Here is a 22,687-nt window from a genome sequence, read left to right as displayed (position 1 = left end):
TCACGGCTTGCATCGGCCATGGCATTCGCTCTGTCGGGACTGGCGTTACCTGCCCACGCGGAGACCGAAACGGGCCTTGAATTCAGTGACGGCTTCCTCGTGGGTGGGCGAACCATCGATATGCGTCGCTATGTGCGCGGCAACCCCATGCCCGCAGGCGACTACCGCGTTGATGTGCTGGTCAACGGCCAGTACCTGCAGACACGCGACATCACCTTCGTAGCGGGCGACGACCCTGACCGGGCGGGTGCCTGCCTGTCTGCGGATCTGCTGCGGGAGCTGGAACTGCAGGCCACCTATCGAATGGCGCTGGAGCGGGCAACGGGTTGTATCGACCTGCCGTCCGTGATCGCGGGGGCAACAGTGACATTCGACAGCGGCACGCTGCAGCTGCTGATCTCCGTGCCGCAGGCTGCACAGGCGAGGGCGGCACGAGGCCTGGTGCCGGTTGAGCTACGTGATCCAGGCATCAACGCCCTGTTCGTGGACTACAGCGCCAGCCATGGCCGTAGTGCAGGCGTCGATCGCAGCCACCTCGGCCTGCGCATGGGTGCGAACATCGGGAGCTGGCGCTTCCGCCATCGCACCGCCTTCAACCATGCGCGGGGGCAGGTGCGCCGTACCACCATCAACAGTTACGCCCAGCGTGACATTCCCGGGTGGAACAGCCAGCTGTTGCTGGGTGAGGGCAACACCAGTGGGCAGCTGTTTGACAGTGTGCCGTTCACGGGGGTGCGTATCGCCAGTGATGAACGGATGCTGCCTGATTCACTGCGCGGATATGCACCGGTGGTACGTGGCATTGCCGACAGCAGTGCAGTGGTGCGCATCGAGCAGGACGGTGTTGTCATCCATGAAGTAAACGTCGCTCCAGGGCCGTTCGCGATAGACGATCTGTATCCCACCAACTTTGGTGGTGACCTGCAGGTGATCGTAGTGGAAGCCGATGGCCGGCAGCAGCAGTTCACCGTCAGCTTCTCGGCGGTGCCACAGGCGCTGCGCGCGGGTACGTCCCGCTCAAGCGTGACCGCCGGTGCACTAAGAGGCCGTCACGTCCTGCAGCGGCTGGGCTTCGCCGAGGCCACCCATGCGCATGGACTGAACAATCGACTGACAGCTCTCGGGGGATTGCAGCTGGCTGAAGGATACGGTGCCGGCCTGCTGGGGGTGGCGGTCAACACTCCTGTCGGCGCGCTGGGCATGGACGTCACCCATTCGCGCGCCCGCCAGGCGGACGGGCGGCCCCTGATCGGCAACAGCTACCGGGTGAACTATCAGCGCTACCTGGCAGAAAGTGGCACCAACTTCGGGCTTGCGGCGTATCGTTACAGCACCCGGGGCTTCCTCACGCTGCACGATCTGGCAACGGCCCGCCCGGACGAGTGGCATCCAGTGGGACGTGCGCGCCAGCGCTACCAGCTGAACTTCTCACAGAGGATCGGGGAGCGCAGCAGCCTGCATCTCGACGGCGGCCACGTCGCGTACTGGGACAGCACGCAGCGCCAGAATGATCTGCAGCTGAGCTTCAATACCGTTGCGGGGAAGGTCAACTACGGCGTATCCGTCATGCGTTTCCGGCAGGGAAACGGTCGTCAGGACACCCGCTACGACCTCACGGTCAGTCTGCCCTTGGGATCCCACGGCAGCACGCAGCGGACCAGCACCCGCGTGGGTCGCTCTGACGGTGGAGGCCAGGCCCAGCTGAGCCTGACAGGTGCGGTGGGAGAGCGTCGCGCGCTCAACTATTCACTGTCTGGAGAGCAGCGGGCGGGCGGGGTACGCAGCAGCACTGCATTCGCCGATTATCAAGGCCGCTACGCACATCTCAGCGCGGGCTTCACCCGAGCCGGGCATTTCAGCAGTCACACGCTGGGGGCCGCTGGCAGCATCGCCTTGCACCGTGGTGGGATCACCCTGGGGCAGCCAGTGGGAGAGGGATTTGCGCTGGTGCAGGCGCCCGGCGCGCACGGCGCCCGCATCGGAGCCGGTGCTGATCTCCGTGTTGATCGCCGTGGTTATGCGCTGCTGCCGCACATCAGCCCTTACCGCTGGAACCGCATTGATCTTGACCCGTCCGGTTTGCCGCTGGAAGTGGAACTCCTACAGACCTCCCGGCGCATCGCGCCGACAGCGGGCAGCATCGTACGTGTTCCGTTCGAAGTGCGACGCGAGCGCTCCTTGTTCATCGATGCGACGGACGCGCTTGGGCAGCCGTTGCCGTTTGCCGCGCGCGTGCAGGAGGAGAACGGCACGCCGCGCGGAGCCGTTGGGCAGGGGGGCGTGATTCATCTGCGCGGTGCCCAGGATGAAGGAGCATTGATCGTCGATGCCGATGGCCCCAGCCGCTGTCGACTGCTGTACCGCATGCCCGCCAAGCCTGACGCCTATGGCCTGTCCTGGACCCAGGCGCTGTGCACGCCAATGGGCGACGCCGGGTTGCGGGTAGAGACCGCGATTCCAGGTCCTGACATTCAATCTTCGCTTGCTCCAGGAGAATCTCCATGATCGATCAGTACCGTCATCTGCCGGCCATGCTTGCATTGCTGATGGCCGCATCGCCGGCCAGCAGCCAGACACTTTCCATCAGTGGCCGAGTGTTGCCGGGTACCTGTGCGCTGGCCACCCCCGCCATCACGCTCGACAGCGTCAAGGCCGATGCACTCAATGTGGGCAACAACAATCTCAAGACCAGCAATCTGAATTTCACCGGATGCATCGGCGTCACCAAGGCACTGCTTTCCTTTGATGGGACCGCTGCGGAGGGCGATGCCCTGCGGTGGAAAAACACGGCGACGAGCGAGCCCGCCAAGGGCCTTTCCATTGTGCTGCTGGCAGGCGCGAGCGGATCGACACCTCTGAAGAAGGGAGACAAGGACATTCCTGTCATAGTGACTGGAGCGACGGCCAGCTACACGCTGCGTGCGGGCTACTACCTGCCCTCCACCAGTGGTATCAACGCGGGCTCGGTGCAGACCGAGATCACCATCACAGCAACCTACCAGTAGTCTTCATCCAGTCGCTGCATGGGGAAGAACTCAGGTTCCAATGAGCTTGCCATTGCGAATGGATGCTTCACCTCCATGCCGGATGACGTGCGCGTACGGCAATGACGACCTATCTCGCCTTGCCGATGTGCCGGCGAGGGGGGGAATGGTCGTCAGTCGACTGGGGTACACCGCGCGGAGAAGCAGATGGCAGGATCGAAGTCTTGACTGTATCTGAACGAAGGCCCCATCTGTCGTGATTGTCCATTGAGTGACTGTGCAGCCGGTGGCGATGCTGCCGGATCGCTCGCTACTGACCACGCGCATGTCCCCTCCCGAACGTTCCCACAACGCCGCCATCGATGGCCTGCGTGCATTGGCGGTGCTGGCCGTCGTGGTCTTCCACACCAATGCGGCGTGGTTGCCCGGCGGTTTCACCGGCGTGGATCTGTTCTTCGTGGTGTCCGGCTTCGTGATCAGCCAGTCGCTGGCCTCGCGCGCCAATGCGTCGCTGGGCGCAATGCTGCTTGATTTCTACCGGCGCCGCGTGCTGCGCTTGTTGCCGGCGCTGCTGGTGATGCTGATGGCGACCTTTGTGCTGTCGGCGCTGTTCATTCCCCGCGCGTGGCGCAACGAGCAGTTCGACCAGACCGGCTGGGCCGCGCTGATCGGCTTCAGCAACATCGTGCTGGCGGGTCAGCAGGACGATTACTTCTCACCCGGCGTGGAACTGAACCCTTTCCTGCACACCTGGACGCTGGGCGTGGAGGAGCAGTTCTACCTGGTCTTCCCGCTGCTGTTCTTCGTGTGGTTGCGTGGGCGTGAGCGCTGGCCATGGTCGCGTTGGCTGTTGCCGGTGTTGACCCTGCTGTCGCTGGCGTGGGCAGGCTGGCAGGCGCAAACGGCACCGGCGGCGGCGTTCTATCTGCTGCCCGCACGGTTCTGGGAGTTGGCCGCGGGCGCGCTGCTGTACCAGTGGATGCGCACGCGCACGCCGGGCCAGAACGGGGATGCGGTTGCCGTGGCCGGTCTGGCGCTGCTGGGTGCAGGCGTGGTGATTGCACCGCAGCTGGCGATGCCGGTTCCGGGCGTGCTGGCTACCGTGGCTGGCACGTTGATGCTGCTGGCGAGTGTGTCGGCGCCGGGTACATCGCGCATCGGCCGCGCATTGGGGTGCGCGCCGCTGGCGTATCTGGGCAGGCTGTCCTATTCGCTGTACCTGTGGCATTGGCCGCTGCTGGTGCTGCTGCGCTGGACCTGCGGCCTGCACGGTGCTGCGCTGTGGCTGTATCCGGTACTGCTGCTGGCGGTGTCGGCCGCGTCCTACCACTTCATCGAGCGCCCGCTGCGCAGTGCGGCGCCGCTGCTGCGGCTGGCACCGGCCAAGGTGCTGGCGATGGGGCTGCCAGTGGTCGCGCTATGCGGCGCAGGCGCGTGGGCTACGGTGGAATACCACGAGCAGATCTCGCTCAGCGTTACCCGCGATGGCTACGCATGGCAGGCGCGTCGCTATCCCGCATGGCGGTCGCTGGAGCCGGTGAGCGCGCCGGCGCTCGAAGGGCGGCGCCTGTTCGTGGTGGGGGATTCGCATGCGGCGGCCTACCGCACCATGACCAGCATGGTCGCGCGCCAGACCGGCATGGAGATGCGCCAGGATGACCGCGGTGGTTGCAGCTTCGTCAATCTACTGCGGGCCAGCCCGGCCGACTGTCGGGACTTCATTGAAAACGCATTGTCGAATATCGAGCGTGAGGCGCGTCCGGGTGACATCGTGCTGCTGGCAGCATTGCGCATGCCGGAGCTGCGTGGGTTCGATTGGCAGCGCCAGGATGCACAACAGATCTATCAACAGCTGTTGGACGAGCGCACCCCGGCCCATGCACAGGCCGCGCGTGACGAGGCTGATCGTGTTCTTGGGCGTTTGCAGGAGCTGGCCGTGCACGTGGTTGTGGATGCACCGCTGCCGTTGTTCAAGGCCGGGGCCTACCGTTGTTCGGATTGGTTCAACCGCCGCAATCCTGCCTGTGCCGGTGGCCTGAGCATGCCGCGTGCCGATCTGGAAAGGCTGCGCGCGCCGCAGATGGCGTTGCTGGCCGAGCTGGCGGCGCGCTATCCATGGCTCACGGTGTGGGACCCGCTACCGTTGCTGTGCGGGCCGCAGACCTGCTCGGCGGTGGAAGAGGGTGAACCGCTGTTCTTCGACAATGATCACCTGAGTGGGCATGGCAACCGCGTGCTGCTGCCCAGCTTCCGGCAGACGCTGATCGATAGTGCAAGCGACAAGTCCTTGTAGAGCCGAGCCCACGCTCGGCTTGCCACGCGCAGCGCGGGCTTGATCGGGACCGGGTCGACGAGCAGCCGAGCATGGGCTCGGCCCTAAAGGAGTGCACGCGGCCTATGCCAGCGGCAGCACCTTGCCTGGATTGAGGATGCCGTCCGGGTCCAGCGCGGCCTTGATCGCGCGCATCGTCGCCAGCGTGGCCGGGCTGAACGCCTGGGCCATGAAATCGCGCTTGGCCAAACCAATGCCATGCTCGCCGGACAGCGTGCCGCCCAGTGACAGCGTCAGTTCGAAGATCTTCGGCAGTGCGGCATGCGCGCGTGCGTTCTCGTCGGCGTCGTCCGGGTGGTAAAGAATGTTGACGTGCAGGTTGCCGTTGCCAGCGTGACCGAAGGTGACGATGGTCAGCGTGTAGTCGCGCGCCAATGCCTGTACACCGGCCACCAGTTCCGGAATGCGCGACACTGGCACCACCACGTCTTCATTGATCTTGCCGGGCGCGACCGTCCGCAGTGCCGGCGACAGCGCCTTGCGCGCCGCCCACAGCTGGTCGCGCGCGCGGCCTTCCATCGCCACGTCCAGCTCGATCATGCCGTCGCCTTCGGCGGCGCTGGCCAATGCCTGCAACAGATAGGGCAGGGTGTCGTGGTCACCATCGGCCTCGACCAGCAGCATCGCACCGGCCTCCGGAACATCGGCGCCATTGAGCCGCAGCAGCTCCAGGCTGCGTGCGTCCATGAATTCCAGGCGGGTGGGTACCACCGGCTGCGACATCAACCGCGACACGGCGGCTGCGGCGGCATCCGCATCGCGGTACAACACGCGCAGCCCGGCCTGGCTGACCGGCAGCGGAGTGAGCTTGAGGGTGGCTTCCACGATCAGCGCCAGCGTGCCTTCGCTGCCCACCAGCAGGTGGGTGAGGTCGTAGCCGGTGGAATCCTTGGTGTAGGCACCACCGCAGCGGATCACCTCGCCGGTGCCGGTGACGGCGACCAGGCCGAGTACGTTGTCGCGGCTGGTGCCGTACTTCACCGCGCGCGGGCCACCGGCGTTGCAGGCCAGGTTGCCACCCACGCTGCAGATCTCCGCGCTGGATGGGTCCGGTGCCCAGAACAGGCCATGTGGCGCCAGCGCCTGCTGCAGCGTTCCATTGAGCACGCCGGGCTGCACCACGGCGCAGCGATCACCGGCACGGATCTCCACGATGCGGTCCATGCGGGTGAACGACAACACGATGCTGCCCGGCAACGGCACGGCTGCACCGGTGGTGCCGGTGCCGGCGCCGCGCGCGACCAGCGCTACGCCATGCACGCGACAGGCACGCACCAGTGCCTGCACCTGTTCGACGCTGGCGGGCAGCGCGACGGCAGCGGGGCGCTGGTGGCGCCACGAGTTGTCCTGCGCGTTCGCCTCCAGCGCGTTGTCATCCATGCGCCAGCCCTCCGCGCCCAGCAGGGCAGACAGTTCGGCAATCAATGCGGCGGGCAGGGCAGTACTCATGACAGATCTCGTGGGGCAGCAGGAGCGGGTTGGATCAGTTTCCAGGCAACAACGGCGCCGGCCAGCGGCAGCCAGACCCAGCGCAGTTCAGAGAGCAGGGTAGCGATGCCGCGCGCGCTGAAGAACTGCGGGGCAAACGGTGAAACGCGGATCGGCCGCCACGGGGCGAAGAAGCGCTGTTCGCTCCACGGCCAGGCCAGGGCAACGCCAAGGCCGCCGGAGGTCATGGCGTCGAGCAGGGGATGGCTGGCCGCGCAGATGAAGACGAACACGGTGGCTTGCATGGTCGATGCCACCGTTGGCCGCGCCTTGGTAGGTGCCAACCTGGGTTGGCACAATGCAGACCACAACGCCGCCAATGCGGCCAACACCCCGGCAAACAACAACGAATGGCTGGCACCGCGATGGCCGAACGCATCGGCATAGGGAATATGCAGGGCAAAGGCCAGTACATCGGCATCGGGCAGCATCGCGGCGACCACACCGGCGGCCAGCAGCCATGCCGGAATGCGGCCACGATCCGCGGCGCACCACAGCGCCAGAGGCACAGCGGCATGGGTGATGATCGAAGGCATCAGTCACGCACCATGGTCGTGCCGGCCAGGCTGCGCTCTGGTAGCTGCCAACCTTGGTTGGCACAGAAGCGCCGACCAAGGTCGGCCTCTACCAAAGCAAACGGTAGCCATCAGCAATCATCCAACCGGAACGCATCGCGCAGCCACTGCAACTGCGGCGGCTCGCCCGTAGCTTCCACCACATCAAAGCGGCACGGCGCATCGGCCAGCGCGGGATGGTCCTGCAGGTACAACAATGCGGCATGTGCCAGGCGCCGACACTTGCGCACATCCACCGAGGCCGCGCCGCCACCGAAATCAGATCGCGCGCGGTAGCGCACCTCCACGAACACCACGGTGCCGGCGTCGTCCATCACCAGGTCCAGCTCACCGCCACGATAACGCACGTTGCGCGCACGCGGCTGCAGTCCGGCCCGTTGCAGATGCTGCTCGGCGGCGGCTTCCACCGCCGAGCCCCGTTGGCTGCGCTCAGCGACCACCGACGATCGGCATCGGCCGGCCGCCATTGAAGGTGGACCAGGCCGGCTGGCGCAGGATGTTGCCGTTGCTGTCCAGGAACAGGGTGCCGGTGGCACCGTCCAGGCCACCTTCGTTGGACAGCTTGTCCAGGTAGGCGGTGATCTTCCAGGCATCGGCGCCGAAGGCGAACAGGCGGCCGGCCGCACCGCGTGCGCTGGGCAGGGTGCTGGCGACCTGGCTGGCCGACGGCAGGCCCGACACGCTGCGCACGTTCCAGGCTTCGTTCGGGTAGACGATGCCGTCCAGCGCCACGTCTTCTTCCATCTTGCCGCTGCCGACGGTCAGCTGCGAGGTGCCGACGCGGGTGGCGCCACCGGCACCGGCCAGCGCCAGCTGCGGCGCCAGCAGGCGAGCCTGCGGGGCGCGCACGGCGAGGAACACGGCATCGACCTGGCCGGCATTGCGCACCTGCGCACCGACATCGCCAACCGCATCGCTGACGCCGACCGTGGCCACCACCTGGCCGCCGCGCTGGGCGAAGCGCTGGGCGAAGGCGGCGGCGGCACGGCGACCGGTATCGTCGGCGCTGTTGATCACCAGCGCCTTGCCGCGCTCGCGGCCACGCAGGTATTCGGCGGCGACGATGCCGTCGTCTTCCGGCGCCAGCGAGAAACCGGCGCTGCCGGCCGGCGGCGCGTCCTTGCCACGGTTCAGTGCCAGCACCGGCACCTGCAGCTGCTGGCGGCCGTACACCGCGTCCACTTCGTCGCGGCCCAGCGGACCGACCACGAAGTCGGCACCGGAGGCGACGGCCTTGTCATATGCGGCCAGCGCACCGGCCGGGGTACCGGCGGTGTCGATGAAGTTGATGTCCGGGCGGCGGCGGGTCTCGCCGTAGTAGGCGGCGAGCAGGCCATCGCGCACCGGCTGCGCGGCGGTGGCCAGGCGGCCGCTGAGCGGCAGCAGCACGGCCAGCTTGGCCGGCGGGCGGTAACCGTCGCTCATCGCCGGCGGGCGCTTGCTGGTATCGAACTGGGCGGCGCCGTCGCGGTCGAACGGGCGCGGCAGCGGCAGGCCGCGTGCGATCAGCGCACGGCCAGCGAAGTTGTACAGCGGGTCGTTGGCCGGCAGGGCGGCGGCACGGCTGCGCAGGGTAGCGTCGTCGAGCGTGCCGAGCAGGCCGGCAATGGCGGCCTGGTTTTCGCTGCGGGCGCTGCCGGTCAGGCTGGCGTGCGCGCGGGCGCGCTCGGCGGCGGCGCCGAAGCTGTCGCCGGTGCCTTGCAGGGCATTCGCGCGTGCCACGTACCAGCGCGTGCGCAGGGCCGGCAGTACGTTGTCGCCGCTGTCCTTCAGCAGTGCCAGCGCCTGCGCCGGCTGCTTGTCGGCCAGTGCCAGCTCGGCGCCGGTCAGCTGGTAGCGCTGCAGGCTGGCGCCGGTCAGCTGGCGGGCGGTGAGCTGGCCCAGCAGGCTGCGCGCGCGAGCGCTGTCGCCGGCCAGGTGCCAGGCCCAGGCGGCATCGGCTAGGGCGTTGCTGCGGGCGCCACCTTTCAGGGTTGCGGCCAGCGCTTCCAATTGCAGGGCGGCGTCGCGCGGTTTGCCCTGTTCGATCAGCGCCAGCGCCTGGCTCTGGGCCGGCGATTCGGGCGCGCTGGTCAGGCTGGTGGTGGCACAGCCGGCCAGCAGCATCAGCGACAACGACAGGGCGGAGATCCGTGCGGCGGGCTTGTTCATGATCGGGTCCATGCGATGAGGGCAGCGGCCTTGGCCGGGTACACGCTACGATTCTACCCTTGCCCCGTGAGTACCGCTGAAATGAGTGTCCCAACCCTGTACGTCGTCGCCACCCCGATCGGCAACCTGGCCGATCTGAGCCCGCGCGCGCAGGAGGTGCTGCGCTCGGTGGCGGCCATCTGTGCCGAGGACACCCGCCGCAGCGGCCAGCTGCTGTCCCATTTCGGCATCCAGCAGCCGCTGGTGGCCCTGCACGAACACAATGAAGAGGCCCTGTCGCAACGCCTGGTCTCGCGCCTGCAGGCGGGCGAATCGCTGGCGCTGGTCAGCGATGCGGGCACCCCGCTGGTCAGCGACCCCGGCTTCCGCCTGGTGCGTGCTGCCCGTGCGGCCGGCATCAAGGTCAGCCCGATTCCCGGTGCCTGCGCCGCCATTGCCGCGCTGAGCGTGGCGGGCCTGCCCAGCGACCGCTTCAGTTTCGAGGGCTTCCTGCCGGCCAAGGCCAGTGGCCGTCGCGACCGCCTGCAGGCGCTGGCCGGCGAAGTGCGCACGATGGTGTTCTACGAATCCTCGCACCGCATCGCCGAATCGCTGGCCGACATGGCGGCGATCTTCGGCGGCGAGCGCCCGGCAGTGCTGGCACGCGAGCTGACCAAGCTGTTCGAGACCGTGCTCGATGGTGATCTGGCGGGACTGCTGGCCAAGGTGGAAGCCGACGAGAACCAGCGCAAGGGCGAGTTCGTGGTGATGGTGCAGGGTGCTGGTGACGACGAGGAAGCGCAGCTGGCGCATGGTCGCCGCGTCTACGCGAAGCTGAGCGAGCACCTGCCGCCGTCGACCGCCGCCAAGCTCGCCGCCGAGTTGACCGGTGCACCGCGCAAGGCGTTGTACGGGAGTTGATGGATCGTGCGGACCAAGGTCCGCACCCACCAGATCGGAATCTGCACCCACCAGGGCAGCGACATCGGTAGATCCACGCCATGCGTGGATGGATGAACCGGACGCCGCGATCGGCACGGCAGGAAGGACGTGCGTGCGCTAGAATATGCGCTGGCGGAGCCGGCCAGACAGTCGCGTCATCCCTTCGGGGGTGCCGAGGAAAGTCCGGGCTCCATAGGGCAAGGTGCCAGGTAACGCCTGGGCGGCGCAAGCCGACGGAAAGTGCAACAGAAAGATACCGCCTACGTCTTCTTCGGAAGGCCGGTAAGGGTGAAATGGTGCGGTAAGAGCGCACCGCGAGTCTGGCAACAGACCGGCACGGCAAACCCCACCTGGAGCAAGACCAAATAGGGATCCTTTGGCGCGGCCCGCGTTGGATCCGGGTAGGTTGCTTGAGCGTTGCGGTGACGTAACGCCTAGAGGAATGACTGTCCACGACAGAACCCGGCTTATCGGCCGGCTCCGCCTCTTTCTTCCATCCACGCATGGCGTGGATCTACTGATGCCATGCGTGGGGGATCTACCGGCGCCCATGCGTGGCGTCGGTGCGCCAGCATTACGGGGCCGGCTCCCTTTCCGCAGGAAAGGGAGCCGGCCCCTTTTTGATCAGCGGTACTGCCCAGCGGAAATGAACTGCTCGAACCGTTCGCACCACACCACTACGGTGGTGTAGTCGTCCACGTTGATGCTTTCGGGCACGTCCACCAGGAAGCGGTTGAAGGTCTTTACCTCGCCGATGCGCTGGGCCTGCGCCTTGGTCTTCAGGAAATCGGCCTTGTTGTCGACGAAGTCGCGGACCAGGTAGACCTTGTAATCCGGTCCCGGGCCCATCTTGCCGTCGAAGGCGACCTGGCGCGGGCTGACGCTGACCTTGCCTTCGGCCCAGTGCACCGCGTCGCTGCCCTTGAGGTGGCGACGGAAGGTGGTGTGGTAGCGGGCTTCGGCCATGGCGGCCTGCACCTGTGCGACCGGCGGGTCGTCGGGGGCGATCAGGATCGGCAGCAGGTAGATGCCCAGGCCGAAGCCCAGGCCGAGGGCGAGCAGGTGGGTGGCGGCAAGTACAAGAACACGGCGCATCGATGACTCCCTGTGGATCGGTGGGGCGCGCGGCAGGACCGCGCCGGGTCATCGTGTGGCGTGTGTGCAGACATTTATAGACACAGAAAACAGGTACAGGGTCAGAAATCGACCTGGCTCTGGCCAAGTGCGACGCCCTGTGGGCCGAAGCGGCGCTCGTGGATCTCGCCGTGGCCATCGGCATCGATCAGCAGCACGGTGCTGGCGCGGGTGCCGTAATCGTCGCCGCGGATGAAGGCCGGGCTCAGCCAGCGCTCGCGTTCCAGGCCGATGCCGGTGTCGGGCAGGTCGCTGTCGGCCGGGCGGTGTTCGTCGGCGAGGGCGTTCCAGAGCGGGGTCAGATCCCTTTCCCCTTGGGAAGGGGATCTGACCCCGTCTTCCTGCAGCCACGCGGAAAGCGCAGCCATCAGCCGTCGGGTCTTCGGCCAGGGCGCGTCCAGCGCGCCGTTGGACATGCCATGCACACCCGGGCCCAGGCTCTGACGCTCGGCGGGGTGGTTGCCCAGGTACTCCAGGCTGTCGCCATCGGCCAGCAGCAGGTTGAAGGGCGCATACGCGCCCGCCACGGTGGCCAGCCGGTCGATATGCACGGCGGCGGGGTCGCGGCCGCGCAGGAAGTCGGCCACCAGTGCTCCCCGGGACGGGCCGGTCTGTGCGGCCAGCGGATCACGGACATTGGTGACCACGGCCATGCGGCCGCCGGCGCCGACGGCGGCCCAGCCACCGCCGGAGCGCAGGTCGCGCCCTCCGATGACGGAGGTCTCATCCTGCCAGGGGGCCAGCGCCGCGGTCGGGCGGGCGTGGAACTCATCACGGTTGCCGGTCATCACCAGCCGCCAGCGCGGGTGGTGCATCCAGCCAAGAGCGAGCAGGCACATGGCCTCATTGTGCATCGTTTGCGCAGTCCGGCGGCGTTTCCGGCCGGTTCCGGATGAATGCGCGGGCGATGTTTCACGCCTTGTCCACAGCCCTGAACTTCCGTTCAATCTCAAAAATTGAGACGGATCAGCAACTTGTGGATAAGCCTTGAACAATTCTCTAAAGGTTGTTGCAAGCCATTGATGCGGCTGGCGATTTCCCCGCTGAAAAGTTGTTGACAACCCTTCGGCCGCTGCTAAGGTGGGCATCAGAGGGAAATCCGGGTGTTTTGTGGGTTTTCGTGGTTCAATGTTTCACCGGGCGAAGGATAGGTGCACGCGTCGTGTTCCAGGGCGAGACGGCCATCACAGTTGACGATAAAGGGCGCATGGCGGTTCCCACCGCTTACCGCGACCTCGTCGCGCGCGCCAGCAACAACCGTCTCGTGCTGACCTACAACCCGTTCGAAGCCGGCTGCCTGTGGCTGTATGCAGAGTCGGAATGGGAGCGGGTCCGCGACGACGTCATGTCCAAGCCCAACACCCAGCGCGTCGTGCGCCTGTTGCAGCAGAAGCTGGTCGGCTCGGCCGCCCATCTGGAACTGGACGGCAACGGTCGCATCAGCATCCCCGCCAGCCACCGCGGTGCGGTGGGCATTGAGAAGAAGGCGGTATTGCTCGGTATGGGCGACAAGTTCGAATTGTGGAGCGAGCAGGCGCATCGGGCCCTGATCCAGCAGACGTTGTCTGACGAGGATCTGGGTGATGGGTTGCTCGACCTGAAGTTGTGAGCCGGGGTGCCCGGATGCGCCCAGAAGCGCAGACCGGTCACCTTCCGGTGTCGCAGTCGCCGGCGGTGCACCTGCCGGTCCTGTACACCCAGGTCCTTGAAGGCCTGAGGGTGATCGAAAACGGACGTTATCTGGATGGCACGTTCGGTCGTGGCGGTCATGCACGTGGCGTGCTCACCCAGCTCGGTCCCGAGGGGCGCCTGCTGGTCATGGACAAGGATCCGGAAGCCATCGCCGTTGCCGAGCGCGATTTCGCGCCGGACCCGCGCGTGTCCATCTTCCGTGGCAGCTTCGCCCAGCTGCTGCAGTGGGATGCGACGGCCGAAGGCCTGGACGGCGTGCTGTTCGACCTGGGCGTGTCGTCGCCGCAGCTGGACGTGGCCGAACGTGGCTTCAGCTTCGGCAAGGACGGCCCGCTGGACATGCGCATGGACCCGGACAGCGGTGAAAGCGCCGCGCAGTGGATCAACCGCGTGGAAGAGCGCGAAATTGCCGACGTGCTGTGGACCTATGGCGAAGAACGCCAGAGCCGCCGCATCGCCCGTGCCATCGTGGCCCGCCGTGAGAAGCAGCCCTTCTCCCGCACCGCCGAACTGGCCGAGCTGATCGCCTCGGTGATGCCGCGTGGGAAAGACAAGATCCACCCGGCCACGCGCAGCTTCCAGGCCATCCGCATCCACATCAACCGCGAGCTGGCCGATCTGGAAGCCGGGCTCGATGCGGCCGTGGAACGGCTCAAGCCCGGTGGCCGGCTGGCGGTGATCAGCTTCCATTCGCTGGAAGACCGCATCGTCAAGCAGTACATGAACCGCCTGGCCAAGGCGCCGCCGGCCAACCGCCGCCTGCCTGAGGCGGTGGCGTTCGTGCCGACGCTGGACCTGATCGGCGGTGCCATCAAGGCGACCGACGAGGAACTGGCCGCCAACCCGCGTGCGCGCAGCGCCGTGCTGCGCGTGGCGCAGAAGCGGGAGGCCGACGCATGAGCCGGCTGCTGCTGATCATCCTGTTGGCCTCGACCGTGGCCTCGGCGATCGGCGTCGTGTTCGTGCGTCACCGTCACCGGCAGACGTTCATCGAGCTGTCGCGCGCCGAACGCAAGCGCGATGACATCAACCTCGAATTCGGCCGCCTGCAGCTGGAGCAGGCGACCCTGGCCGAAGCCAACCGTGTCGATCGCATCGCCCGCGAAAAGCTCGGCATGAAGTTCCCCGAAGCCGGGGACATCGTGGTGGTGCGGCCATGAGCAAGACTGGCCGCAACCGCCCGCGCAACGCCTTCAACCTGCGCCAGCGCCTGCGCTGGGTCGCGCTGGCGCTCGGCCTGTGTTCGGTGTCGCTGGTCGGCCGCGCCGCCTACGTGCAGATCATCAACAGCGACTTCTACCAGCGCCAGGGCGAGGCCCGCTACCTGCGCGAGCTGCCGATCAAGACCTCGCGCGGCATGATCACCGACCGCAACGGCGAGCCGCTGGCGGTGTCCACGCCGGTCGCCTCGATCTGGGTCAACCCGCAGGACCTGCTGCGTTCGCCCGAGCGCATCCCGGAGCTGGCCCAGGCGGTCGGCATGTCGGTGGACGAGCTGAGCAGCCGCCTGTCGCAGAAGTCGGACAAGGAATTCATGTACCTGCGTCGCCGGATCAATCCGGACGAGGCAGAGAAGGTGGTCGCGCTGAAGATTCCGGGCGTGGCCGCGCAGCGCGAGTTCCGCCGCTTCTACCCGCAGGGTGAAGCGATGGCGCACGTGCTGGGCTTCACCAACATCGACGACCGCGGCCAGGAAGGCCTGGAGCTGGCGTTCGACGAATGGCTGCGCGGCAAGGCCGGCGCGAAGCGGGTGATCCGCAACCGCAAGGGCGAGACCGTCGAGAGCGATCTGCTGCGCGCCGCCGAGCCGGGCAAGGACCTGACCCTCAGCATCGATCGCCGCATCCAGTACCTGGCGTTCAAGGAACTGCGCAACGCGCTGGTGGCCAACAAGGCAGCGGGCGGTTCGATGGTGATCATGGACGTGACCACCGGCGAGATCCTGGCCATGGTCAACCTGCCGACCTACAACCCGAATTCGCTGACCGGCGCGCTGCCCGATGCGCGCCGCAACCGTGCGGTGACCGATCTGGTCGAGCCGGGTTCGACGATGAAGCCGTTGACCATCGCTACCGCGCTGCAGGCCGGTGCGGTGACCAAGGACACCATCATCGACACCAATCCGGGCTACATGACCCTGGGTCGCTTCACCATCCGTGACGTGCCGCGCAACAACGGCGTGCTGAACGTGACCGGCGTGATCACCCGCAGTTCGAACGTGGGTGCGGCCAAGGTCGCGGCGAAGATGCCGGACCAGGTGTTCTACGACGGCGTGCGCCGCTTTGGTTATGGCTCGGTACCGCACAGCGGTTTCCCCGGTGAATCCGGCGGCGTGGTGCTGCGCCCGGCGCGCTGGTCGGGTACCACCAAGACCACGATGTCCTACGGCTACGGCCTGAACGTGACGCCGCTGCAGATCGCTACCGCCTATTCGGCACTGGCCAACGGCGGTCGTCTGATCGCGCCGACCTTCGTCAAGGGCCAGCGCAATGAAGGCCAGCAGATCATCGACGAAAACGTCGCCAGGCAGGTGGTGGCGATGATGGAAACCGTGGTCACCCAGGGCGGCGCCAAGCAGGCGGCGGTGCTGGGCTACCGCGTGGCCGGCAAGACCGGTACCGCGCGCAAGGCCGGTCCGGGTGGTTACGAGCGGGGTCATTACAACGCGCTGTTCGCCGGCGTGGTGCCCGCCACCAACCCGCGCTTCGCCACCGTCATCGTCATCAACGATCCGCAGGCCGGCAAGTTCTACGGCGGCCTGGTGTCGGCGCCGGTCTATCACAACGTGATGGAAGGCACCCTGCGCCTGATGGACGTGCCATTGGACGACCTGCAGTCGTGGCTGGCCGCACAGCAGTCCGGCAAGGTCGGCCACTCGGCCTCGATCCTGCCTGCGCCTCCGGCCGAGACCGCGCTGCCGGTGGATGCCGCCGCTGAATTCGATGCTGCGCTGCCGAGCGCGCACGCCCAGACGCCGCCCACTACGGGAGGCACGCAATGAGTCCTTCGATGTTGCTTTCGCAGTTGCTTCCGGACGTTGCCCTTGCAGGGCACGACCCCGTTCTGACCGGCCTGGTGCTGGACAGCCGCGCCGTGCGTCCCGGCAATGCCTTCGTCGCCATCGCCGGTTTCGGCGCGCATGGCCTGGGCTTTGTCGAGCAGGCCCGCGCCGCCGGTGCCAGCGTCATCCTGTTTGAACCGCCGGCGCCCGCCGAACTGCCGGCACCGGCCGATGCGATCGCTGTGCAGGGTCTGCGCGCACGCATGGGTGCGATGGCCGACCAGTTCCATGGCGCGCCGTCGCGGGCGATGGCGATGGTCGGTGTCACCGGCACCAACGGCAAGACCTCCACCGTGCAGCTGCTGGCCCAGGCCTGGCACCTGCTCGGTATGCCCAGTGGCAGTATCGGCACGCTGGGCGCCGGACTTTATGGTGCGGTCGAACCGACCGGCTTCACCACGCCGCTGGTGCTGCAGATGCATGCGCTGCTGGCGCAGCTGCGCGACGCCGGTGCGCGCGCGGTGGCGATGGAAGTCAGCTCGCATGCGCTGGACCAGGGTCGCGTGGATGCCGTGCACTACGACGTGGCGGTGTTCACCAATCTCACCCGCGACCATCTGGACTACCACGGCGACATGGCCAGCTACGGCGCGGCCAAGGCGCGGCTGTTCCACCGTCCGGGCCTGAAGGCCGCGGTGATCAATCTGGACGACGCGTTCGGCCGCCAGCTGTTCGCCGGCCTGCCGGCGGGCGTGCAGCCGATCGGCCTGAGCTCGCGCGGTGCCACCGACGCCAGCGTGCGCGCCGAGGCGCTGCAGCTGGATGGCCGTGGCATTGCCTTCGAACTGGTCATCGACGGCCAGCGCGCGGCGGTGCAGTCGCCGCTGCTGGGCCGCTTCAACGTGGACAACCTGCTGGCGGTGGCCGGCACCCTGCACGCGCAGGGCCAGCCGCTGCCGCGCATCGCCGAAGTACTGTCGGCGCTGCAGCCGATCCGTGGCCGCATGAACCGCCTGGGCGGCGAAGGCGGCCTGCCGACCGTGGTGGTCGACTACGCACACACCCCGGATGCGCTGGAACAGGCGCTGGACAGCCTGCATGGTCACCTGCAGGGCACGCTGTTCTGCGTGTTCGGTTGCGGCGGCGAGCGTGATACCGGCAAGCGCCCGCAGATGGCCGCCATCGCCGAGCGTCTGGCCAACCAGGTCATCGTCACCGACGACAACCCGCGTGGCGAGGATGGCGACGTGATCGTGGCCGACATCCTGGCCGGCTTCACCGATGCCTCCGTCGTGACCGTGCAGCGTAGCCGCGCCCGTGCGATCGGCCTGGCGGTGAAGCGTGCCGGTGCCGGTGACATCATCCTGATCGCTGGCAAGGGCCACGAGCCGTACCAGGAAGTGAATGGCGTGCGCCATGACTTCGACGACACCGAAGTGGCCGCCGCTGCACTGGCGGCCAAGGCCGGTGTACTAGAGGCGCAGGCCGGGGAGGGCACCGCATGAAGCGCACCCTGCTTTCGCTGATCGCACACTGGGCCGGCGGTGAGATCCACGGCGACGACGTGGCCATCGATGCGGTCAGCAATGACACCCGCAGCCTCGGCCCGGGCAGCCTGTATGTGGCGCTGCGCGGCGAGCGTTTCGACGGCCATGACTTTGCCGCCGACGCGCAGGCGCGCGGTGCCAGCGCACTGCTGGTCGAGCGCCTGCTGCCGATCGAACTGCCACAGGTGCTGGTGGCCGACAGCGAACTGGCACTGGCGAAGATCGCCACCGGCATGCAGCGCGACCGCGGCACCGAGGTGTTCGCGATCACCGGCAGCAACGGCAAGACCAGCGTGAAGAGCCTGCTGCTGTCGATCCTGCAGCAGGTGGCACAGCACGCCCACAAGGTGGTCTACGCCAACCCGGGCAACCGCAACAACGAGATCGGCCTGCCGCTGGCGGTGATCGATGCGCCGGAAGATGCCGACTACGCCGTCTACGAGATGGGCGCCGGCAAGCCGGGCGATATCGCCTATCTGACCGACATCGCCCGCCCGCGCTATGCGCTGGTCAACAACATTGCCCCGGCGCACCTGGAACGCATGGGCAGCCTGCTCGGCGTGGCGGTGACCAAGGGCGCGATCTATGCAGCGCTGCCGGCCGATGGCGTGGCGGTGATCAATGTGGACGATGCCTACGGCCGCTGGTTCGAACAGCACTTCGTCGGCACCCCGCCGCGTTGCCGCGTGCTGCGCTACGGCCTGGAACATACCGCCGAGGTGACCGCGCGCGACATCCGCGCCGGCGCGCAGGGCAGCCAGTTCACCCTGGTCGCACCGAGCGGCGAAGCCCGCGTGGTGCTCGGCCTGCCGGGGCGCCACAACGTCAGCAATGCGCTGGCCGCCGCCAGCCTGGCGCTGGCCGCCGGTGTCGACCTGGCGCTGATCGCGACCGGCCTGGCCGAAGCGCAGCCGGTGCCGGGCCGCCAGATTGCCCATCAGCTGCGCAATGGCGCGGTGCTGGTGGACGACAGCTACAACGCCAACCCCGGTTCGCTGGCTGCGGCCATCGACGCCCTGGCCGCCGCGCCGGAAGAGGGCTGGCTGGTGCTGGGCGACATGCGCGAGCTGGGTCCGGACGGCGAGGCCCTGCATGCGCAGGCCGGCATCCGTGCACGCGCCGCCGGCCTGAAGCGGCTGTATGCACTGGGTCCGCTCAGTGCCGCCGCTGCGGCCGCCTTCGGTGAAGGTGGACGCCATTTCGATACCCATGGTGCGCTGTCACAGGCGCTGCAGGACGAGTTGCACGCTGGTGTGCGCTGCCTGGTCAAGGGTTCCCGTGGCAGTGCCATGGACCTGATCGTCAAAGCGCTGCTGGCGCAAGGAGAGGAATCCCCGCATGTTGTATGAACTGGCTCGATGGTTGCAGCAGTTGGAGAGCCTGTTCGGGCTGTTCAACTACCAGACGTTCCGCGCCATCCTTGCCGCGCTGACGGCCCTGTTCCTGTCGCTGTGGCTTGGCCCGGCGATGATCCGCAAGCTTGCCCAGTTCAAGGGCGGCCAGCCGATCCGCAAGGACGGTCCGCAGACCCATTTCTCCAAGGCCGGCACGCCGACCATGGGCGGTTCGCTGATCCTGCTCACCATCACCCTGTCGGTGCTGATGTGGGCCGACCTGCGCAACCGCTACGTGTGGCTGGTGCTGGCGGTGATGCTGTGCTTCGGCGCCATCGGCTGGTATGACGACTGGATCAAGATCGTCCGCCGCGACCCGAACGGCCTGAAGTCGCGCTGGAAATACCTGCTGCAGTCGATCTTCGGACTGGCTGCTGGCCTGTTCCTGTTCTACACGGCCGACGTGCCGGCGGCGCTGACCTTCTACATCCCGATGTTCAAGTCGGTGGCGTTGCCGCTGGCCGGCATCGGCTTCGTGGCCATCGCCTACTTCTGGATCGTCGGCTTCTCCAACGCGGTGAACCTGACCGACGGCCTGGACGGCCTGGCCATCATGCCCACCGTGCTGGTGGCCTGCGCGCTGGGCGTGTTCGCGTATGCCTCGGGCAACGTGGTGTTCGCCAACTACCTGCAGATTCCGCAGATTCCAGGCGCCGGCGAGCTGGTCATCATCTGCGCGGCCATCGCCGGTGCGGGCCTCGGCTTCCTGTGGTTCAACACCTATCCGGCCATGGTCTTCATGGGCGACATCGGCGCGCTGGCGCTGGGCGCGGTGCTGGGCACGATCGCGGTGATCACCCGCCAGGAACTGGTGCTGGTGATCATGGGCGGCGTATTCGTCATCGAAACACTGTCGGTGATGATCCAGGTGGCCTCGTTCAAGCTGACCGGCAAGCGCGTGTTCCGCATGGCGCCGATCCACCACCATTTCGAACTGAAGGGCTGGCCCGAGCCGCGCGTGATCGTGCGCTTCTGGATCATCTCCGTCGTGCTCGTGCTGATCGGCCTGGCCACGTTGAAGGTGCGCTGAGATGAACGACCTGTCCCGCCAGGCAACACGCCTTGAAGCCATCGAAGGCAGCTACGACAAGTGGCTGCTGGGCGCGATCATCGCGCTCACCGGCGTGGGCGTAGTGATGGTGGCGTCCAGCTCGATCGCCTTGATGAGCAGTCCGTTCTACTACCTCAACCGCCACCTGATCTTCCTGGCGGTGGGTATCGTGCTGGCGGTCATCGCCGCCCGCACTGAACTGAAGTCCATCGAGCAGTACAACCAGATGCTGCTGCTGGGCTGCTTCGTGCTGCTGCTGGCGGTGTTCGCACCGGGCCTGGGCAGCACGGTCAACGGTGCGCGCCGCTGGATCAACCTGGGCATCTCCAAGTTCCAGACGGTCGAAGCGGTGAAAGTGCTCTACATCGTCTGGCTGTCCAGCTACCTGGTGCGTTTCCGCGACGAGGTCAACGCGACCTGGCCGGCGATGCTCAAGCCGCTGGGCGTGGCCGGGGCGCTGGTGGTGCTGCTGCTGCTGCAGCCGGACTTCGGCTCGTCCACCCTGCTGCTGGCGATCACCGCCGGCATGCTGGTGCTGGGCGGGGTGAACATGCCGCGCATGTCGATGCCGGTGATCATCGGCCTGGTCGGCATGAGCGCACTGGCGATCATCGAGCCGTACCGCATGCGCCGCATCACGTCCTTCCTGGACCCATGGGCCGACCAGCAGGGCGACGGCTACCAGCTGTCCAACGCGCTGATGGCGGTGGGCCGTGGCGAGTGGACCGGCGTCGGCCTGGGCAACTCGGTGCAGAAGCTGTACTACCTGCCCGAAGCGCATACCGACTTCATCTTCTCGGTCACCGCCGAGGAATTCGGCTTCCTGGGCACCTGCGTGATCGTGGCCCTGTACGCGCTGCTGGTCGGCCGGACCTTCTGGCTGGGCATGCGCTGCGTGGAGATGAAGCGGCACTTCTCCGGCTACATCGCCTTCGGCATCGGCCTGTGGATCAGCATGCAGACCTTCGTTTCGATCGGCGTGAACCTGGGCATCCTGCCGACCAAGGGCCTGACCCTGCCGCTGATCTCTTCCGGCGGCTCGTCGGTGCTGATGACCTGCGTGGCGATGGGCCTGCTGCTGCGCGTGTCCTATGAACTCAAGCGCGCCGAGCGCCGCCAGGCCGTGCGCATCGGCGGCACCGAAGACGCCGCTGCCGAGCCGAGCGACGAGCCGGCCGCGCCGGTGGCCGCCAGCGTACCGATGAGCGCCGAGCCGGTGGCTGCCGCTGCAGCGAACGCTGCGCGTGGCACCAGCCGCCTGCAGTCGCGCATCGAACCGACCTTCGGGAGGCTGTCATGAGCACAGCCACCGACAACGTGCGCCCGGTGATGATCCTGGCCGGTGGTACCGGCGGTCACATCTTCCCCGGCCTGGCCGTGGCCCGCGTGCTGCGCGCGCGCGGCGTGCCGGTCACCTGGATGGGCGCCGACGGTGCGATGGAAACCCGTCTGGTGCCGCAGCACGACATTCCGATCGACACGCTGGCCATCACCGGCCTGCGCGGCAAGGGCAAGCTGGCCCTGCTGGGCGCGCCGTGGCGGCTGATGCGCGCGTTGCGCGCGGCCGGCATGATCATCCGAAAGCGCCAGCCGCGTGCGGTGGTGGCCTTCGGTGGATTCGCCTCCGGTCCCGGCGGCATGGCCACGCGCCTGCATGGCCTGCCGCTGATCGTGCATGAGCAGAACCGCGCACCGGGCCTGACCAATCGCATCCTGTCGCGCTATGCACGCCGTCTTCTGACCGGCTTCCCGGGCACCTTCGCCAAGGGCGAGGAGTTTGTCGGCAACCCGGTGCGTGCGGAGATCGCCGCCATCGCACCGCCGGAACAGCGCTTCGCCGACCGCCAGGGTCCGCTGCGCGTGCTGGTGGTGGGCGGCAGCCAGGGGGCACGCGCGCTCAATACCGGCGTGCCGCAGGCCATCGCTGCGCTGGGCGCTACAGTGCCGGTGCAGGTGCGCCACCAGAGCGGCGAGAAGATGCATGCCGAAGCGGTCGAGGCCTATGCCAAGGCCGGCGTGCAGGCGGAGATCACCCCGTTCATCGCCGACATGGCCGAGGCGTTTGCCTGGGCCGATCTGGTCGTATGCCGCTCCGGCGCGTCCACGCTGGCCGAGCTGTGCGCGGTCGGTGTCGGCAGTGTGCTGGTGCCATTCCCCGCTGCCGTCGACGATCACCAGACCCGCAATGCGGAGTACCTGGTCGAGCGCGGCGCGGCGGTTTTGCTGAAGCAGGACGGAACGCTGGCCGACGGCATTGCCGCACTGCTGCGCGATCTGTCCGAAAATCCCGCCCGCCGCATGCAGATGGCGCAAGCCGCGCGTGCCCTGGCCAAGGTCGATGCCGCCGAGCGCATCGCCGATATCATTCTCGAGGAAGCTGTATGAAGAAGGCATGCCACCGCGCCTGCCCTGCGCGA

Annotated in this window: 19 protein-coding genes and 1 other RNA gene; 14 read left to right on the top strand and 6 right to left on the bottom strand. The window is 67.3% G+C overall.

Features of this window, described 5'->3' with window-relative positions; genetic code table 11:
• Positions 1–18: 18 nt before the first annotated feature.
• The 3 genes from AC5P78_RS16660 to AC5P78_RS16650 all read left to right on the top strand — a co-directional run bounded on the left by AC5P78_RS16660 (position 19) and on the right by AC5P78_RS16650 (position 5,277).
• The gene (locus AC5P78_RS16660; RefSeq protein ID WP_099470549.1) at positions 19–2,505 is read left to right on the top strand and encodes a fimbria/pilus outer membrane usher protein; all 2,487 of its coding nucleotides are present in this window, start codon (positions 19–21) and stop codon (positions 2,503–2,505) included.
• On the top strand, positions 2,502–3,005 hold the full coding sequence (locus tag AC5P78_RS16655) for a fimbrial protein (RefSeq protein WP_012479145.1): 504 nt from the start codon (positions 2,502–2,504) through the stop codon (positions 3,003–3,005). Before AC5P78_RS16660 ends, AC5P78_RS16655 begins: the two co-directional genes overlap by 4 nt.
• Before the next feature lie 271 nt (positions 3,006–3,276).
• Positions 3,277–5,277 carry an acyltransferase family protein gene (locus AC5P78_RS16650; protein WP_087802842.1) on the top strand — a complete coding sequence of 667 codons (2,001 nt, stop codon included), beginning with the start codon at positions 3,277–3,279 and terminating at the stop codon, positions 5,275–5,277.
• A gap of 102 nt (positions 5,278–5,379) precedes the next feature.
• Here the strand turns inward: AC5P78_RS16650 and AC5P78_RS16645 are convergent, their stop codons facing one another.
• From AC5P78_RS16645 to AC5P78_RS16630, 4 genes are all read right to left on the bottom strand, one after another.
• Positions 5,380–6,765, bottom strand: a complete 1,386-nt coding sequence (locus AC5P78_RS16645; RefSeq protein WP_012479147.1) for an FAD-binding oxidoreductase — start codon at positions 6,763–6,765, stop codon at positions 5,380–5,382.
• Positions 6,762–7,340, bottom strand: coding sequence for a metal-dependent hydrolase (locus tag AC5P78_RS16640; RefSeq protein WP_012479148.1), 579 nt, complete (start codon positions 7,338–7,340; stop codon positions 6,762–6,764). Before AC5P78_RS16640 ends, AC5P78_RS16645 begins: the two co-directional genes overlap by 4 nt.
• A 110-nt stretch (positions 7,341–7,450) precedes the next feature.
• A complete protein-coding gene (locus tag AC5P78_RS16635) occupies positions 7,451–7,819 on the bottom strand; it encodes a YraN family protein (protein ID WP_012479149.1) in 369 nt (122 codons plus the stop codon).
• Entirely contained in the window at positions 7,809–9,530 is a 1,722-nt protein-coding gene (locus AC5P78_RS16630) for a penicillin-binding protein activator (protein ID WP_049459446.1), read from the bottom strand. Before AC5P78_RS16630 ends, AC5P78_RS16635 begins: the two co-directional genes overlap by 11 nt.
• 81 nt (positions 9,531–9,611) lie before the next feature.
• On the opposite strand from AC5P78_RS16630, the gene rsmI reads away from it, so the two are divergent.
• Together rsmI and rnpB are read left to right on the top strand one after the other, a co-directional pair.
• Positions 9,612–10,430, top strand: coding sequence for a 16S rRNA (cytidine(1402)-2'-O)-methyltransferase (gene rsmI, locus AC5P78_RS16625; RefSeq protein ID WP_005408070.1), 819 nt, complete (start codon positions 9,612–9,614; stop codon positions 10,428–10,430).
• A gap of 155 nt (positions 10,431–10,585) precedes the next feature.
• Positions 10,586–10,937: RNase P RNA component class A (gene rnpB / locus AC5P78_RS16620), an RNA gene on the top strand.
• Between the two features lie 138 nt (positions 10,938–11,075).
• Here the strand turns inward: rnpB and AC5P78_RS16615 are convergent.
• Positions 11,076–11,546, bottom strand: coding sequence for a DM13 domain-containing protein (locus AC5P78_RS16615; protein WP_049397418.1), 471 nt, complete (start codon positions 11,544–11,546; stop codon positions 11,076–11,078).
• A gap of 101 nt (positions 11,547–11,647) precedes the next feature.
• Entirely contained in the window at positions 11,648–12,424 is a 777-nt protein-coding gene (locus AC5P78_RS16610; protein ID WP_201863833.1) for an NRDE family protein, read from the bottom strand.
• 323 nt (positions 12,425–12,747) lie between these two features.
• Between AC5P78_RS16610 and mraZ the strand changes: the two genes are divergently transcribed.
• Genes mraZ through murG form a run of 9 tightly spaced genes read left to right on the top strand, consistent with a single transcriptional unit; the run spans position 12,748 to position 22,655 of the window.
• Positions 12,748–13,194 (top strand): division/cell wall cluster transcriptional repressor MraZ, encoded by a 447-nt coding sequence (mraZ, locus tag AC5P78_RS16605; RefSeq protein WP_004143635.1) that lies wholly within the window; start codon positions 12,748–12,750, stop codon positions 13,192–13,194.
• Positions 13,195–13,208: 14 nt separating this feature from the next.
• Complete coding sequence (rsmH, locus tag AC5P78_RS16600; RefSeq protein ID WP_012479154.1) at positions 13,209–14,177, top strand: 16S rRNA (cytosine(1402)-N(4))-methyltransferase RsmH; 969 nt, start codon at positions 13,209–13,211, stop codon at positions 14,175–14,177.
• Positions 14,174–14,437, top strand: coding sequence for a cell division protein FtsL (gene ftsL, locus AC5P78_RS16595; protein ID WP_005408074.1), 264 nt, complete (start codon positions 14,174–14,176; stop codon positions 14,435–14,437). The genes rsmH and ftsL overlap by 4 nt, the downstream gene beginning before the upstream one ends.
• A complete protein-coding gene (locus AC5P78_RS16590; RefSeq protein ID WP_049451412.1) occupies positions 14,434–16,278 on the top strand; it encodes a peptidoglycan D,D-transpeptidase FtsI family protein in 1,845 nt (614 codons plus the stop codon). The genes ftsL and AC5P78_RS16590 overlap by 4 nt, the downstream gene beginning before the upstream one ends.
• Positions 16,275–17,783: a UDP-N-acetylmuramoyl-L-alanyl-D-glutamate--2,6-diaminopimelate ligase gene (locus AC5P78_RS16585; protein WP_065183601.1), complete on the top strand. Its 1,509-nt coding sequence runs from the start codon at positions 16,275–16,277 to the stop codon at positions 17,781–17,783. Before AC5P78_RS16590 ends, AC5P78_RS16585 begins: the two co-directional genes overlap by 4 nt.
• Positions 17,780–19,174 carry a UDP-N-acetylmuramoyl-tripeptide--D-alanyl-D-alanine ligase gene (locus AC5P78_RS16580; RefSeq protein WP_005408077.1) on the top strand — a complete coding sequence of 465 codons (1,395 nt, stop codon included), beginning with the start codon at positions 17,780–17,782 and terminating at the stop codon, positions 19,172–19,174. Before AC5P78_RS16585 ends, AC5P78_RS16580 begins: the two co-directional genes overlap by 4 nt.
• Positions 19,164–20,249: a phospho-N-acetylmuramoyl-pentapeptide-transferase gene (mraY, locus tag AC5P78_RS16575; RefSeq protein ID WP_004154219.1), complete on the top strand. Its 1,086-nt coding sequence runs from the start codon at positions 19,164–19,166 to the stop codon at positions 20,247–20,249. Before AC5P78_RS16580 ends, mraY begins: the two co-directional genes overlap by 11 nt.
• Position 20,250: 1 nt before the next feature.
• Complete coding sequence (ftsW, locus tag AC5P78_RS16570) at positions 20,251–21,570, top strand: putative lipid II flippase FtsW (protein WP_005408078.1); 1,320 nt, start codon at positions 20,251–20,253, stop codon at positions 21,568–21,570.
• Positions 21,567–22,655, top strand: coding sequence for an undecaprenyldiphospho-muramoylpentapeptide beta-N-acetylglucosaminyltransferase (murG, locus tag AC5P78_RS16565; protein ID WP_005412247.1), 1,089 nt, complete (start codon positions 21,567–21,569; stop codon positions 22,653–22,655). The genes ftsW and murG overlap by 4 nt, the downstream gene beginning before the upstream one ends.
• The last annotated feature ends 32 nt before the right edge of the window (positions 22,656–22,687 follow it).

The organism is Stenotrophomonas sp. YJH_SMC_133, from assembly GCF_059370655.1.
The sequence above is the reverse complement of the archived record's forward strand: the minus strand, read 5'-3'. Positions and strand labels throughout refer to the sequence as shown.